Origin of the sequence: Lentimonas sp. CC4 (genome assembly GCF_902728235.1) — a bacterium.
Classification (GTDB): Bacteria; Verrucomicrobiota; Verrucomicrobiia; order Opitutales; family Coraliomargaritaceae; genus Lentimonas.
The window spans coordinates 936,269-952,427 of the sequence record NZ_CACVBO010000001.1 but is presented as its reverse complement, the minus strand read 5'-3'; the positions used below and the strand labels follow the sequence as shown (position 1 = coordinate 952,427).

Here is a 16,159-nt window from a genome sequence, read left to right as displayed (position 1 = left end):
GATTATTGATTGTGCGCGCTGGCGCTTTGCGTTCAACAAGCAACAAGCAACAAGCAACAAGTTACGCCTTTAGCCTTGCGGCAGTGCAGGCGGCGGGTTCATTTAGGCAGACCGTTTTTACAGTGCCAGCTCCAATTTATTTATGGTTCATTTGAAGAAGTCCTCCCCGCCTCGTCGATCCCACGAAACTAGTGGGCTTAAGCGCTTCATGCTCACGTTGTTCATTTTCTTGGGATGTGCGGGCGTATTGGCTCTGTTTTGGTTCTTGAGTCAGCTTGGACCAAAGGAGGTGGACTACCGGACGCTTAACACAAAGACGGAGGTGTCTGTGGAGGCTCAAGCGATGCGCAAGCAAAGTATCGAGTTGGAAGCTCAGTTTGAGGAAATTCTGGCGCTTCGACCTGCAACGCCAGAGGATGTGTTGCTGTTGAAGCGTGCGTTTGATCTGCAGGCTCAGTATGTGGAATCGATCCCCGGCTATAATTCGGAGGCTTCGCAGCGCTTAGAGAATTTAGAGAAGCGCTATCAGAGTCTGTCTGCGGAGCATTTGCAGGACGTGAGCGTTGAGCTGGAGTCAGAGGCGCAGGCCTTGGCGAATGACCGAAAGTATGAGGAGGCGCGGGATAAGTATCAGGAGGCCTTTGAATCTCAACAAACGATTAACGAGGATTTTCCGCTGAGTGCGGCTTATAATATCGGACGCGCGACGCGCTTGCAGCGGCAGGCACGTTATCTTGCGGCCGAACCTTTGTTACGAGAGAGTATGCAACTGGAGGAAGATGCAGATGTCTTTATCGCGAAGAACGAGTGGGAGCCTGCTACGGATTTATTGAAGCAGGCGATGAAGATCCAGCAGCGGCTGAACCGTGAGTATCGTGGCACAAACCAGTCAAGTGTTTCCAGATTGGAACGTCTAAAGGTGAAGCTCGTTGGCATGGAGTCAGGGCAGGATCACCTAGAGATTGAAGAAATGGCGGACTTGGCGGATGCGAGTCGTGCGAAGGGCGAAATGCTCCAGGCTGCGGATCTATATAAAGAAGTGGCGCGTTTGCAGAAGCAGTTAAATGAGGCATTTCCGGATAGCCCGTATGCGTCGTCTGAGCGTGTCACAGAATTTCAGCGAAAGGGCCAGACCGCGCAAAGTTTTGAGCTGGGCTTGGAGATCGAGAAGAACCGTGACTTGCTGAAGCGTCTACTTTCAGAGCGTCGCACTTATGAGGCGGCTGAGGTCATTGTGGCGCTGCGCCGTGATATTAAGCAGATGGAAGAGGCCTTCCCGCGCAGTTCGCTCAATGACGAGGAGCTCCAGGTCAAGGTGCGGTATTTGAATTTGGTGCAGAACGATCTCGGTTACATTCAGGATCGTGTGTATGATGCACTCCTTCCAGTCCCAGAGACCGAGGGCATACAGATGCTACGAACGGAGGTGCCTCAAGCACTGTATAATTTAATCATGGGCACGAATCCGAGCCGTAATCAAGGCGATGTGAATCCGGTGGATTCAGTGAGCTGGACGGAAGCGAAGAGCTTTTGCGAGCGGCTCTCATGGATCGTGGGTAAGGAAGTGCGCCTGCCGACTGAGAATGAGTTTCGCCAAGCCTTGGGGCCACTGCGCTATGTGGTGCTCGAAGATCATGTTTGGAGTGTTTCGGATGCCGATGGTGTGGCGCAACCAGTAGGCCAGAAGGAGCCGTTTACGAGCGGGTTTTACGATCTTTTGGGGAATGTCAGTGAGTGGTTAGAGTCGGTTGACCGGTTTGACTCCGAGGATGCGCGCCATATCGGGGGGCACGCGCAAGACCGTATTGAAGCGATTTTTACCGTGCCGGTGCGCAGTGCACCGCGAGGTGAGCGTAATCGATTGACCGGATTCCGGGTCGTGGTCGTCGTGGATTAATTAAAAAAAAGAAGTTAGAAGCCAGTAGTCAGGAGTTGAACCTCAGTGCTTTATTATGTCTTTGAATTTAGCCAAATGGCTTCGCCCTTCGGTTAAGTGTCGCTGCGCTCGGTCGGCGGCACGCGGCGGCACTCTAAGCCGCTGATTACCAATGACTCCCTCCTGACTCCTCACTCCTGACTCTAGAATTGAGGTAAATAGCCTAGGCGCTGGTAAGGTTTGGGTTGCGTCTCGTTGGTGGCTTCTGCCAACATGCGAGGTATGAAGGAATTAGAAAAAGCGTGCGACGACGCTGATTTGCAAAAGAAGGCCAGTCGGGCACAATCGATCATCACGATCCTGATGCTCTTGTTTATGGTGCTTCCCTTTGTGGCCGCTTGGCTGACAGGGGCGCTGCGTTTCTAAAATTCGGTCCCTTATTTTTACATGAAGAAAACTCTGTTAATTTTCCGCATCTTCTTTCTGCTGATCAGCTTTTTGGGCTGTGCGTTGATGTCGTATCAGGTGGGCGATTGGAGCTTTTTGTCCGTTCTGTCTGTAGGGATGGGGATCGCGGTTCTCGTGATATTGATCGATCTTATGTTGGAGGGTTTTTCCTTGCGTGGCCTCTCCGCTATTACCTTTGGCCTGATTGTGGGGGGCGGGGTCGCCTATCTCTTAGGCACGTCTCCGCTGTTTGAGCCCTTGGAAGGAGATCCTGAGCTCGCGCAGATGCTGTATCTTTCTCGTTTAGCATTGTATGTGATTTCCATGTATCTGGCTACCGTGATTGCCCTTCGAGGTCGGGATGAATTTAACTTAGTCATTCCGTATGTGCGCTTCAGCTCGGAAAATGTTGAGACGCCCTTGGTCGTTGTTGATACGAGTGCCTTGATTGACGGGCGGGTTGCGCCGATTTGTGAGAGTAAGTGGATGGGGCATGCGTTGCTAATTCCACGCTTTGTGTTAGATGAGCTACAGGCAATCGCGGATTCCTCGGACCCAGTTCGTAAAGAGAAGGGACGTAAGGGCTTAGATGTGCTAAACCGTTTGCGTAAGATGCCGCACTTAGATCTGCGCATCCATGAAAGTGATGTTCCCGATGAGCGGGCGGTGGATTCGAAATTGGTGTTTCTTGCCGTGTCGATGAAAGCGAAACTGCTGACTACGGACTATAACTTGGCGAAGATGGCAGAGTTTCATGGGGTGGAGTGGCTGAATGTCACCTCGTTGGTGAAAGCGCTGAACCAAGAGATCTCTATCGGGACGCGAGTGAGTGTCGAGCTGGTGCGCGCAGGTAAGGATGCCGGGCAAGCGATCGGTTATTTACCCGATGGCTCGATGCTGGTGGTCAATGGCGGCAGCTCGCAGATTGGGCAAGAAGTGCGCGTGGAGGTCGATTCGGTGGTGCCGTCTGCCGGGGGGAAGATGATATTTGCGACGTATCGTCCCTCGGGCATTGATGCATAGGTGCTTGGCGCTCTCTTAAGGGGCGTTTATCGGGCTGATTAGAGTCGCGCTAAAAAACTGTTAAAGCGTTGCGCCGTAGCCGCTTTTACTTGAGTTCCATGCCACTGTGTCTTCTTATTGCTAACCTGCTCGGGTTCTCCCCAGTGGATATATAATAAATAATAACACAAAAAGGAATATCATCATGCAAAACAAAAGCAAAAAAGGATTCACACTCGTTGAAATCATGATCGTTGTGGTCATCATCGGTCTTCTCGCCGCTATGGCGATCCCAGCCTTCCAAAAGGTTCGCGCAGCTTCTCAAAAGAGTGCCATCTCCAACAACTTGCGTCAGTTGGCATCCGCTGCTGACCAATATTTCTTGGAACAAGGTCTTGAAGAAGTCTTAAGTGCCGAATTGGCGAATGCTGATAATGGTTACTTGAAGGCGTTTAAGTCTGTTGCAAATGAGACATATGACGCGAGCATCAGCTCAGGCTCTCCGATTTTGGCAAATGGCGTGCCTTCATCCGTGAGCGCAAGCACCACATTGTCGATCGACTTTTAGTCTGAACTGCTAATCGTTTTATCTTTATTTTAAGATTCAAAGTTGCTACCTCAGCAGAGGTAGCAACTTTTTTTATGTGTCGAACTCCTGTTATCCGTTTGATTGCGCTGTGCGTGTGTGCTGCCGGTGCAGCTGCAATGCTTGTTTGGGGAGTGGAAACGACGACAGCCATTTGGCTGGTGAAGCATTGTGGTTACTGGTTGATGTTGGGCACATTTGTCGGCCTAGTTGCGTCTTTGGTCGTCTGCTTCAAAGAGTCTAAGGCTTGTGATGTTTCGAGCTTGGTTCGTCGTTTGTGTGTGCCAGGTCTGTTTATTGTGGTCGCTTCGTTGATTTTAATATCGATGCAGCCGCGTGAGTATAAGATCGTGATGGATGAGCCCGTATTAGCGGCGACGTCGTTGCAAATGCATCATCACAATCAGGTGTTGACGGTATCAAAGGCCTACGAAATCAACGGCATTTTTGATTTGCTTGGGGGCTATGTAGATAAGCGTCCCTATTTTTATCCCTTTTTGGTTAGTTTACTGCATGATATCGTGGGATACGACTCGATGAATGGAGTGCTGCTGAATGGATTGTTGGTGCCTGTATTTTTTATATTACTCTATGCGCTGGGTGCTATGGTCTGGCCGAAGTGGGGAGGCTATTTTTCGTGTTTGTTGTTTTTGACGGTTCCGCTGCTGGCAATGGTTGTTGCCAGTGGCGGGTTTGATTTCCTGAACCTAGTGATGCTGGTTGCGACAGTGTTGGCAGCACTTGTTTATTCACGTGCGCCATCGTTTGCTCGGATGAACTTACTGATACTTTTGGCAGTGTTATTGGCGCAGACTCGCTACGAATCATCGCTGTATGTGTGTGCGGTGGCCTTGGTGTTTGTGGCGAGTTGGATTCGATCGCGCGGTGTGTTTTTGAGTCGTCTTTCGATTGTGGCTCCGTTGCTTATGTTGCCAGTTGCGTTATTGCGTGAGACCTTTCACGAGGGCTTGTGGCAGTTGAATGCTGAGACCGGGGAGGATCCGTTCGCGCTTTCATTTTTTGGAGATAATTTAGGGCACGCGTGGCGCTTCTTCTTTTCTATGAATGACACGATTCCTGGGAGTATGATTGTCTCTGTGTGCTTCGTGGGGTCTGTCGCGCTACTGCTTTGTTATTCCTGCGTGCGGCCTGCTGCTGTTCGACGGCAATTCGATTGGTTACTGTCCAGTCATCTAGGATATTTCATTTTAATCGCGGTGGTTAATTTTTTGCTGCTGATGTGTTACTATTGGGGGCAATTGGACGATATCGTGGCATCTCGCATTGCGTTGCCATATGTATTTTTTCAAATTGTGCTTACTGTGGTAGCTGCGCGTCTGATTGTTGCAGAATCGCGGGGCGGGGCTTATCTGCTCTTACTGCCTGCGTGCTTGTTTGTTTCGTATACGTGGCCACTGTGTGCACGCAGTAACTTTTTGAAACATGCTACACCCCAGGGGGCGGCGTGGTTGCGTGAGAAAGTTCGGTCGTCAGCGTCTGAGAACCCACTGTTTGTGACGAGTAGCCATCTCATTCCAATCGCTGAACAAGTATCTGGAACCATACCAAAGTTTGTCTTGGCGCATCCGGATCGAATTGAGTTACATGACCGACTCAGAACATTTTCGGATATCTATTTTGTATATACCAATGTGGAAACTTTAGGTGAGGATGAGGTGTTGTTAGAGCCTCTGTTAAATGATCGGTTTGAGTTGGAAGTCATTGATTCTGAGTCTCTGGTGGATGGAGTTGAGATTCGAATGGCTCGACTCCTCGAAGTTAGGCTAGAGGACATTCCCAGGATTTCTTTGGATGTGGACGATGATGAGGCACAGGGGCTGAATCAGGCCTTTACCGTATATGCAAAAGCGCTACCGTGAGAACAAATCGTTTAAAAGTCTTTTTAGAGAGTATTCAGGGAGATCATTTGTATCTTAAAATTACTGGCGTGCTAGTTTCGTGCGCACTGTCGTTGTTGTTCATATTGTATTGTTCGGATGCTTTTGCAGGTCAGCTGATTCGATATTTGGGGTATCACGTTCTGTTGAGTATCTGCGTGGTTTTTGGGTATTATTGTAGTCGCTTGTTGCGTGGTGCTGATTGGTGGTCTCGGGCGAGGTGCCGAGTTGAAGCACTCTCCTTTGTGTTAGCCGTTTTTGTGGGTGTGTTGTGTGTGTTGAATCATGCAAAATTTGATTATAAAATAGTAGCGGATGAGTATTTGTTGGCTTCAACGGCCAAGCAGTTACATGAGGCGAGAGAGCTTTCGTATGGTTCTGTCGGAGTTGATGTGGGAGGTGACTTTGAATTGTTCAACACGCGAGTCGATAAGCGACCATGGTTATATCCGTTCGTGGTTGCCTGTGCGCATGATATTTTAGGGTTTAATTACTTTAACCCATTTTTAGTGAATGTGCTCGCAGGGATCTTTTTGTTGGGGCTGGCCTATATCTTTGGTTTTCAGTGTTACAGTCGAGCCGGTGGCTGGTTGGCAGTATTACTGTGGGCCAGTTTACCTTTACTGGCTCAGAACGCATCTGGAGCGGGAATGGAGTTGGTCAACTTATCGTTATTGCAGATGGTTCTCTGCATCTCTGTTGTTTATTTGAAATCTCCGAATGTGCAGAAGGCTGGTTGTTTGCTGTTGCTGGGGGTGTTGCTTTCGTATGCGCGCTATGAATCGATTCTGTTTTTGTTTCCGATCGTGGCTGTTATCATGATCGGTTGGGTTCAAGTGCGTGCAGTTAAGCTCCCTTGGGTGACAGTGATGGTGCTTCCGATGTTGTTGTTTGTCCTATTGCAAAATAAAATATACACGAATACCGAGTCGTCTTGGGAGATTGCTCGGAAGGGAGTTCAGCCATTTTCGATTGAAAATATCGCCGTCAACTTTCCGCATGCGATCTACTATTTCTTTGGAATTGATCCGGCGCTCTCGAATTCGATTTTCTTGAGTATTGCAGGGTTGATTGCGTTGATTGGTTTTTTTGTATGTTCACACAACAAGCAGTTGAGGACGTATTGGCGGCATGATCCCGCCTGGATTACGGTGCTTATCTTTGGTGTCAGTTTATCGTTTCATCTGCTTGTTTTACTGTCCTTTCATGCGAGTCGTTTGGATTCTCCTTTTGTTTCTAGGTATGCACTGCCGTTTCATCTGTTGTTGGTATGTTTGACGGTCTTGGCGGTTGGCGTGTTTGCGAGTAAGTGGAAGTCCTTGTGGCGCACTGTCTTTATTCTACTTACTTGCTTTATTGTGACTGTTTCATTTCCGAGTAACGCAAAGGCAGTCTTTTCGGAGAGGAACTATATGGTTCGTGAAAAGCGCTGGCTGTTTCGTGCTCAAGCGGAGCTGTTTTCAGGGAAATGCTTAATGATCGATGAGTTTAATCTGAAATGGTTGTTGTATGACCAATCTTCGATTGCGCCGGCTCAGGCACTAGAGGTGTTGCCAATGGATGGGGGAGTGTTTAAATTTGATAATTTTGATTCTGTCTATTTGGTGGCGCGTTATGATTATCGTTCAAATGAATTTAGATATAAATCGCCCGCAGAGGAGGAGCTGTTGTCGCTTGTATCTTTTGAATTGGTTGAAGAGATGAGTTTTAGGCCATTTGAATTGACCAGGTTGTATCGATTGAAGGGAGCACACCGAAGTGAGTGATTGTTTTTTGAGAAAATATGAACGCTGTTAAGCAATCTCTTCGTGAAAGCGGTTATGCTCAAAGATACGTGTGGATTCGTAGTTTGATTGTGCTTGCCGTGCTTGTTTACGGGTGTGGCTTTTGTCTCGAGTTTCTAGTGGATTCTTTGGGCCGTTCGCCAGTGTTAGATGGGCGTGAAAATCTGGCGTGGGCTGAGTTGATCGCGGCAGGTCAGGTTCCAGTTGAGCCGCTTTATCGCGCGCTGCTGTATCCTTGGGTGCTCTCGTTCTTTCCGCAAGGGAGCCTTTGGCTGGTTTCATTTTTTGGGTTGTTGTGCCATTTTATGAATGGTTTTTTAGTCGGGTGTCTCGCAGAGCGATTGTGGAAGAGTCGTCTGGCTGCTTGGGTGGCAGGATTGCTCTATGCGGCCTATCCGGTCGCACTTTATTTTTCGGTGCAGGTCTTGGATCTCACCTTTGCGCTGTCTCTCTTCTTAGGCTCGGTTGTTTTGTTCTTACGCAGCGGTGCGGCTCAGGTTCGTTGGCGTGCTTTGTTCCTTGCTATACTTTGTGGTGTGCTTGGAGGGCTAGCGGTTTTGGCTCGGCCTAATTTCCTGCCTGCAGTGTTATTGCTGCCATTGCTTCCGATTCTGCAGGTATATGTATCAAGACAGCCTACGGGGCGAGCATGCGGCTCTGCTTGTTTGATCGGAGGAGCCCTACTTCTCACTTTGATCGGGCAAGGTGCTTGGAATCTACGGCAGTCAGGTGAGTTCCGTATTCTACCGTGGCAGGGCGCATACAATCTGTATGCAGCGAATCGTGAGGGCGCGAATGGTAAGTTTTATAAGCAGCGCGTTGCATTTGATCAGGTGCCGGCTGGGATGAATACGACACGCATGGAGTCTGAATATCTTTATCGTAAAGCACTCGGGCCCGATGCGGAGCTGGATGTCGGTGCGATGTCTTCGTATTGGCGAGCGCAGCTGTTTCGAGAAATTGCCGACGATCCTGTCCGTTGGATCGGCTTGATGGGCAAGAAAGTCGTTTACCTGTTTAACGATTGGGAACAGTATAATAATTTAACCTATGCGTATCATAAGGATCGGTTCTTATTGTTGCAGTGGAACCCGCTGGGGTGGGGCATGCTGTTGCTGTGCGGAGTGTTTTGTGGGCTTTTAGGCTATTCGAAGGCTCGGCGCGGTGTGTTTCTTTCGCTGGGTTTGCTTGGATTGGCGTATGCCGCCGGGGTGCTGATATTCTTTGCGAGTGCCCGCTTCCGATTGCCGTTGGTGCCGTTGTTGGCAGTGCTCTGCGGAGGGTGGACAGTCCTGCCGTGGCGTGAATGGTATCAATCTCGTCGACGTGCCTGGATGCTTGTGGGGGCCGGATGCCTGCTGGGAGCGGTGTGCGTCTATAGTAACTTTTTTGATGCGCGTGATGATGCTAGTTTTATTCAGGATGAGTTATTGCTAGCAAGTGCGAGTGCGAAGTTGGGCGAAGATGCTGAGGCGCTGCGCTATGCTGAGGCGGTATTGGTTAGAGATCCTGCCCGTGCGGAAGCGAAGCGTATTCAAGTGGTAAGCCTATTCAATCTGTGGATGAATCTGTTTCTTCAGGGCAATCGAGAAGCAAGCGTCGTCTTGTGGCGTGATTTAGAGCTGGCTGACATGGGTGAGATTCCTGAAGGCGGAGCAATCCTATTTATCCGTGGAGTGATTGCTTGGCGACAAGGTGACTTGAGCTCGGCGCGGTTGCTGTGGCGGCGTGGTGTTGTCGAGTTTGGATCTAGGTCGAGCGCAGAGGCATTGAATCTGGTAGGCCCCTCGGGGCAGGGGCAAGATCCCTCGTATGAAGGAGGGTCGAGTATGAAGCAGATATTATTTTTTAATGAAATTTAAACCAACAGGTGTATTAGAGTCTAATGACCATAGATTTGTTCGATGTATCATTGATTGTGCTTGGTGGCTGATGGTTCCGATTTGGATGTATTGGGGAGTCACGGCTTTGCTCGCCATCTGCTTAGAGGGGGCTATGTCTGCAGATGTCGCAGTTGGGGATCTATTCTTCAGGCAGCTTCTATCTTTAGAGACGATCATGGCGTTTCCAGTGTTGTTGCCGTTGGCCATTACAGGAGCTCTCGGGTATTCAGAGCTCAGCGCTTCTTTACAAAAAGGTATAGGTTTTGTTTCCCGTATCTGTTTCAGGGCATTCGGACTGCTGTTCTTATTGTCGATTATCTTCGGTTGGGTGCATTACTCGTATTCTGGGCGTTTTCCTAGTCTCGATTCCTGCTTGTTTTATTTAAAGTCCCCAGTCCATCTGTTTGAGCATGCGCTACAGTTTTCACCGATAGGATTGCTTGTGCTGTTTTTCGTGAGTGTGTCTCTGTATTTAATTCTTATTTTTTGGATTCCTATGGTGATGAGGCGGCTTTCAGTTCGCATGCGAGCGATTCTGAGTGGTGCTGGTGTTGCTTCATTTGCTCTCTTTTTGTTTTTGAACCCCCCTTGGGCTATTTTGGAAATTAAGGGTTCTGAAGTCGGGCGACTTCGTTTGTCGAGCCGTGATCCATCGGTGCTCACCTCAACGGTCGAGGATTATGTTGAAGGCTTACTCTTGAGTCGCTCTGGGCCTTGGACTTCGTTGATACTACCATCGAAACGACAGGGGCGGATTTTTGTTCCAGATGAGTCCGTTCTACGGGCGTCTTATTCCGAACGAATCGATTTGGAGGATTATTCGAAGCTCGTTCAAGTCGTGTCGGGAGAGGATTTTAGTTGCCCCAATGTAATTATTCTTCTGGTCGAATCTTTGCGAGCAGATGAGGTAAATGCGGTAGGTGTGGCAGAGCCGACGATGCCGAATTTGGAGGCATTGATCGCGGATGGTTTATTATTTAACAATCATTACAGCAGTTCGAGTCATTCCAGCTACGCGGATATCTCCGTCATTTCTGGAGTCTATCCATTGTGGGAATCAATCATTCATGTATACCCGAATCAGGCCCATTATCCTAGACCGCGGCTGTATGATTTATTGAATGTGATGGGGAGTCGCACCGGGATTTTTTCATCTCAGAATGAGAACTGGGGAGGCATGTTGAATTATCTACATTCAGATCGTTTGGATGTGTTTTATCATGCGGGTGACCTGAGTGCTGGTGAGCGTTACTTGACGCGAGCGTTTCAACTTAATAGAGGAAAGGGGTTTGATCGTGATACCGTGGATGTCGCACTCAAATGGATGGAGGCAGATTCCAGTCCATTCTTTGCATATATAAACCTGCAAGGAAGTCATTATCCTTACTATTTCCCGGAATCGAAACCACGTCCATTTGGAGCGGAGTTTGATACAGGTGAATTAAATTTTTTGAATTTGCCAGCAGAGGTGATTCCTTATGTCAGGCCTCGTTATCGAGATAGTTTATATTATGTCGATCAGCATATTGGCCGTTTGGTTGCTGAGTTGAAGAAGACAGGTGCATGGGCGAACACACTTTTGGTCGTAACTGGCGATACGGGGCAGGCGTTTCGTGAGCATGGATTTTCGGGACACGCTAGGGACCTGTTTGATGAGGTGGTGCGGACTCCCTTGGTGTTGTCGGGGGGGGCACTTTCGCGAACAGGGGTTGAGGATCGTTTATCACAGCATGTGGATATAGCGCCTACAGTGCTAGATCTTGCAGGCTTGCCAGCGTATTCAGGGTTTCAAGGACTCAGCCTCGTTGGAACGCAAGAACGGACTTGGGCACCTCTGGTGTGCCAGTCGCCGGCGCTTAAGCAGTTAGCTGTCGTCACCCCAAGTCATAAGCTCATGTATGACTGGGATACCGGAGGTGTGCATTTGTTCAACCTGCTTGTGGATCCGGGCGAGCTGAATCCACAAAATTCTGAGAGTGAGTGTGGGCTTGAGTTGCAGTCATTACTTGAAACCTGGGCGTCTCACCAGATCGATTATTATCGTAATACGGAGCGTTACACTCGATTTTTCGCACCTAGCTATTCTAGCCCATCCCTATGTCCTTTAAATTAAAGAGTTTGATACCCCGCTCACGCTGGTGCCTTTGGTCGGTCGTGCTTTTCTCTGCGATCCTTTGCGTAGGAACTGTCACTGTTGGCGATTACGGAATGTCGTGGGATGAGCCATTTCGCTTTAAAGGGGGCGATTCACAATTAGCCTATTATTCCGATCTCGTCTCGGGAAAGGGCGTCAGTGCTCAAACGAGTAGCTACTCAGGGCTATTTGATTTGCCCTTGGCGATTGTGCACGAAGCTTTCCCCGAATTGGGCACTCGCAGTCAGAAAGGGCATATCTGGAGTTTCTGTTTTGGGCTGATTGGGTTGCTGTCGATTTGGCGGGTCACTGCACGTATCGGTGGTGAACGGGCTGGTTTTTTCGGTCTATTACTGTTGGCGACAGTGCCGCGTTACTACGGCCATATGTTCTTTAACCCCAAGGATATTCCACTTGCCGGCATGTATGCGCTGGGCGTGTGGGCAGTTGTGTCGCTTTTGTCGCGTCTGCCGAAGCCAGCGTGGCGATATGTCATTGCGATTGGTCTTGCCGCGGGATTGGCGCTGTCCGCGCGTATTGCGGGTTTTTTGGTGCTCTGTTATTTCGGGCTGTTTATCGCACTCTTTTTAATTGCGAAGTATGGTGGCGCAGCGGTGCGAGGCCAAGCAATCGATGTGCGTGAAGTGCTTTCCGATGTCGGAGTGTGGGCTTTACGAGGTGCGGTCTCGGGGTTGGTAGCGTTGGCTGTGCTGCTGATTTTTTGGCCGACCTTGCATGTCAATCCATTTGCTGGGGCAGGGGATGCGCTGGAGACCGTGCAGAGTTATGGCTGGGGAGGGCGCGTGCTGATGGATGGGCATTTCTGGGACGCGCAGGATCTCCCGATCTACTATATCCCATATTGGTTGATGCTTACGGTGCCCGTCTCGCTGCAATTGTTATTTTTGTCGGCAATCGTTTTAGGGGTATCACGCCTCGTCAGCTATGCTCGTGGAGCAGGTTGGCCGAGCGCGGCAGCGCTGCTGTCACGCGCCGTGCCAGTGTTCGCGGTATTGTTTCCATTGGCTTATTTACTATATAAAGATCCGACACTTTACGATGGGATGCGGCACTATTTGTTCATCTTGCCGCCTATGGCATGTGCCTGTGCCTTAGCACTGGAGTGGTTGATTCGGAAGGCCAGTCAAAGTGGTAAGCGCTACCTTGCATTGGTATTACAAGGGGGCGTTGGAGTCGCCGTGCTCTTTGTTGTGGCTGATATGGTCGCATTGCACCCATATCAGTATCTCTATTTTAACCGAATGAGCGGAGGTTTACCTGCTGCCTACACGCGCGATGAAACGGACTACTGGGGGCTCTCGCATAAGGAAGCGGCTGAGTGGTTGAATGAATATGTGGAAACGCTCGATCCGGGCGGCAGGCGAATTTTCAAAGTGCACCTTCGCTATTCTAGATGGATGTTGCAGGAGCACCTGAATCCGGAACGATTTGAAATGTCTAAAGAACGCGACGGTGCAGATTTCTTTGTCTCTGTGACTCGCTTTAACCTGCATCAGGCTTATCCAGAAGCGGAAGTCTTACATGTGGTCGAGCGTCAAGGGGTGCCGCTATGTTTCGTTTTCGAATTAAAGACTGAGCCCATACCATGAGAATCTTACTTGAGGCACATCATCCTGCGCACATTCACTTCTGGAAATATCCAGTTCGTGAACTGATCGAGCGTGGGCATGAGGTTCTGATGATTGGTCGTGATCGCGATGTGATGCGTCGATTATTGGAAGTCTATGATTGGATTCCTTCTGAGATTCCAAAACGTAAGACAGGGAAAAATAAATTCCCGATGGTTGAAATGCTACAGCGGCAGTGGACGGTAGCGAAGGCGATTCGTCGTTTTCAGCCTGATGTGGTGGCGAGCTTGATGGGCAGTTATACGCAGAGCGCGAAGTTACTTGGTGTGCGTAATCTGATATTTACAGATTCTGAATTTCAGCATTTCAATCACCGGATTGCACACCCCTTTGCAGATGAGATTTATACTCCAGAATGTTTTTATAAAGAGCTGGGCCCAAGGCAGATTAAGTATGATGGGATGCATGAACTGCTCTTTTTAGGTCGTGAGTTTGACCGTTCTTCGGGGACTTGTTTCATGCGCTACCCTGGATTGCATCCACAGCGTTATATTTTGATTCGTATGTCTGCATGGAACACCTTGCATGATATTGGTCATGCTGGTTTTGGCTCGAATCTACAGGGATTTATTGACGCAGTCCCCGAGTCCTATCGTATCATCATTTCCGCTGAAGAATCAGAATTACCTGACTCGTTGAAGCGCTATGCGATGCCGCTGCGACCTGAGGATTTCCATGCGGTTTTGGCGCACGCAGCCTTTGTTTTGACCGAGGGTGCATCGACAGCTAGCGAAGCCGCGTGCTTGGGGGTGTCGACCGTGTATATTAATAATACAGAGCCTCGTGGTTATCTGAATCTACTCGAACAGGAGTATGGATTGGTTCGAGGCTTTAGCGATGTCACTCTTGGTATGGCTTGTGCGCAAGAGATGATTCAGAGCCTGAGTGAGGTGGTATTGCACCAACATCAAGTCGCTGCTGAACGCTTACTTGCTAAGTGCCCAAATCTAGTGGATTTCGTCGTGAAGGTGTTGTTGCGCGGATCGTCGGAGAGTCACTACTAACGCTATAGTTTTTGCGCGTTGTAATATGTTTTACCATTGAATCAATTGAGCATTCAATCAGTAAAAAAGGAATCTATATTAGTTAAGGAGTCGAATTTGGTATTTAGTCTAGGGAAAAAAATATCGGGAATATTAAAAAATCAATTGAGTAGAATATTTACTTATTGGGTAACTAAAAGCGCTTATTCAGTTGGTCGTGGATTAAGGGTAAATGGTATATCAACTGTAAATAAAAATACGCGGTTGGGTAATAATGTTAACTTTAATGGGATGAAGATTAGAGGTGGTGGAGCCGTGACCATTGGAAATAATTTCCACTCAGGACCTGAGTGCTTAATGATCTCTCAGGTTCATAACTATGATTCGGGGAGTAAAATTCCTTATGATGATACCTATATTCTTAAAGATATTATAATTGAAGATCAAGTCTGGCTTGGAAGTAGAGTGATTGTTCTTGGTGGCGTTACTATCGGAGAAGGTGCCATTATTCAAGCGGGTAGCGTTGTTGTGAACGATATTAAAAAGTATGGAATAGCGGGAGGTAATCCTGCTAAAGTTTTTAAGTCACGTGATATAGAGCATTATGAAAGATGTAAGTCTGAAAATGCTTTTAATTAGCCAGATTAATTGTCAGTTCAATTATTTGTAATTTTATGGGGGAAGTGTTTGCTCTCTAGGGGCCCTTATTCGATGGATGTATGATTGATTAGATCCCAAGACAAGGGAGTTCCACGTCGTATGCTGCCTTTTGACCTGAGCCCTAGAACTTGATTCATGTATTTTGGGGCGAGTCCATAACTAGGACGAATGATTCTCACATTGGATTCATTGATTTCTTCACCTGGTTGAATGTCTTTGACTGCAAAAATAGAACGACGAAAAGTGCGACTGTTACGTTCCATCTCGGTTAGGTCGTAAGTCACATGACCAATCGCCTTTTCAGCAATGCGCACCGCCTCGATCATGGCTTTCAACTCATCAGGTTCGAGAGAAAATGCGCTATCGGGGCCGGGCACTGCTCGGGATTTGGTGAAATGCTTTTCGATGATGCATGCACCCAAGCTGACAGCAAGGGCTGATACGGTTGTGCCCATCGTGTGATCGGATAATCCTACTGGCACGGAGAATGTTTCCTGCATGTGTGGAATCCTAGCTAGATTTGCTTCTTCTGGGGGAGCGGGGTAGGCACTTGTGCATTTCAGCAGGGCCAATTGTTCGCAGCCATTCGTTCGCAAAACTTCAACAGCGTCTGTGATTTCTTCAAGGCTCGCGAGTCCTGTTGATAGAATGACGGGTTTTCCGGTTTGAGCGACGGTAGCTAATAAGGGGTGGTCAGTCAGTTCGAACGAAGCAATTTTGTGCGCAGGGACGTTATGTTGTTCGAGGAAATTGACCGAAGTGGAGTCGAAGGGAGTGGAGAACAGTGTGATTTTTGCGTTTCTTGCGGCTTTCTGTAATTCCGGTAACCATTCCCACGGTGTATAGGCATCGCCATAGAGTTCATAAAGGCTACGCCCTTCCCAGAGTGTGTCTTTCCCTATTTTGAAGTAATCGTTCTCGCATTGAATCGTCATGGTATCAGGCGTATAGGTCTGAATCTTGACGGCATCTGCACCACTATTGGCAGCGATTTGTATGAGATCAATCGCTTCGTCGATGTTTTGGTTATGATTGGCAGATATCTCAGCAATTACGTAAGTGGGATGACCTGCTCCGATCAGGCGGCCATCAATTTCGATGCAGTGATTTGGTAGAGATGTCATACTGGGTGTTCTTTTTTTATGATGTGCACTTTGTCTCGAACCTCCGCGTCAGGTTGATTTGCTCAGTCAAATGTGAAACGAAGATCTTCTATTTCAAGAAAGGCTTTCGGGCATCAATCCACGGGGGCTATGT

12 protein-coding genes are annotated in these 16,159 nt (G+C 48.5%); 11 read left to right on the top strand and 1 reads right to left on the bottom strand.

Annotation, left to right across the window (positions count from 1 at the left end; all coding sequences use genetic code 11):
- The first annotated feature begins 208 nt into the window (after positions 1-208).
- The 11 genes from GZZ87_RS04195 to GZZ87_RS04145 all read left to right on the top strand — a co-directional run bounded on the left by GZZ87_RS04195 (position 209) and on the right by GZZ87_RS04145 (position 14,881).
- Positions 209-1,897: an SUMF1/EgtB/PvdO family nonheme iron enzyme gene (locus tag GZZ87_RS04195; protein WP_162026284.1), complete on the top strand. Its 1,689-nt coding sequence runs from the start codon at positions 209-211 to the stop codon at positions 1,895-1,897.
- Between the two features lie 261 nt (positions 1,898-2,158).
- Positions 2,159-2,302 carry a hypothetical protein gene (locus GZZ87_RS04190; RefSeq protein WP_162026285.1) on the top strand — a complete coding sequence of 48 codons (144 nt, stop codon included), beginning with the start codon at positions 2,159-2,161 and terminating at the stop codon, positions 2,300-2,302.
- A gap of 21 nt (positions 2,303-2,323) precedes the next feature.
- Entirely contained in the window at positions 2,324-3,346 is a 1,023-nt protein-coding gene (locus GZZ87_RS04185; protein ID WP_162026286.1) for a PIN domain-containing protein, read from the top strand.
- 184 nt (positions 3,347-3,530) lie between these two features.
- Positions 3,531-3,893 carry a prepilin-type N-terminal cleavage/methylation domain-containing protein gene (locus tag GZZ87_RS04180; protein ID WP_162026287.1) on the top strand — a complete coding sequence of 121 codons (363 nt, stop codon included), beginning with the start codon at positions 3,531-3,533 and terminating at the stop codon, positions 3,891-3,893.
- Between the two features lie 74 nt (positions 3,894-3,967).
- Entirely contained in the window at positions 3,968-5,791 is a 1,824-nt protein-coding gene (locus tag GZZ87_RS04175; RefSeq protein ID WP_162026288.1) for a glycosyltransferase family 39 protein, read from the top strand.
- Positions 5,792-6,054: 263 nt separating this feature from the next.
- On the top strand, positions 6,055-7,575 hold the full coding sequence (locus GZZ87_RS04170) for a glycosyltransferase family 39 protein (RefSeq protein ID WP_162026289.1): 1,521 nt from the start codon (positions 6,055-6,057) through the stop codon (positions 7,573-7,575).
- A 17-nt stretch (positions 7,576-7,592) separates the two neighbouring features.
- The gene (locus GZZ87_RS04165) at positions 7,593-9,455 is read left to right on the top strand and encodes a glycosyltransferase family 39 protein (RefSeq protein WP_162051193.1); all 1,863 of its coding nucleotides are present in this window, start codon (positions 7,593-7,595) and stop codon (positions 9,453-9,455) included.
- Positions 9,445-11,589, top strand: a complete 2,145-nt coding sequence (locus GZZ87_RS04160) for a sulfatase (protein ID WP_162026292.1) — start codon at positions 9,445-9,447, stop codon at positions 11,587-11,589. Before GZZ87_RS04165 ends, GZZ87_RS04160 begins: the two co-directional genes overlap by 11 nt.
- Positions 11,574-13,220: a glycosyltransferase family 39 protein gene (locus GZZ87_RS04155; RefSeq protein ID WP_162026293.1), complete on the top strand. Its 1,647-nt coding sequence runs from the start codon at positions 11,574-11,576 to the stop codon at positions 13,218-13,220. Before GZZ87_RS04160 ends, GZZ87_RS04155 begins: the two co-directional genes overlap by 16 nt.
- Entirely contained in the window at positions 13,217-14,263 is a 1,047-nt protein-coding gene (locus GZZ87_RS04150) for a DUF354 domain-containing protein (RefSeq protein ID WP_162026294.1), read from the top strand. The genes GZZ87_RS04155 and GZZ87_RS04150 overlap by 4 nt, the downstream gene beginning before the upstream one ends.
- 144 nt (positions 14,264-14,407) lie before the next feature.
- Positions 14,408-14,881: an acyltransferase gene (locus tag GZZ87_RS04145; protein WP_244648061.1), complete on the top strand. Its 474-nt coding sequence runs from the start codon at positions 14,408-14,410 to the stop codon at positions 14,879-14,881.
- Between the two features lie 65 nt (positions 14,882-14,946).
- Here the strand turns inward: GZZ87_RS04145 and pseI are convergent, their stop codons facing one another.
- The gene (pseI, locus tag GZZ87_RS04140; protein WP_162026295.1) at positions 14,947-16,026 is read right to left on the bottom strand and encodes a pseudaminic acid synthase; all 1,080 of its coding nucleotides are present in this window, start codon (positions 16,024-16,026) and stop codon (positions 14,947-14,949) included.
- Between the last annotated feature and the right edge of the window lie 133 nt (positions 16,027-16,159).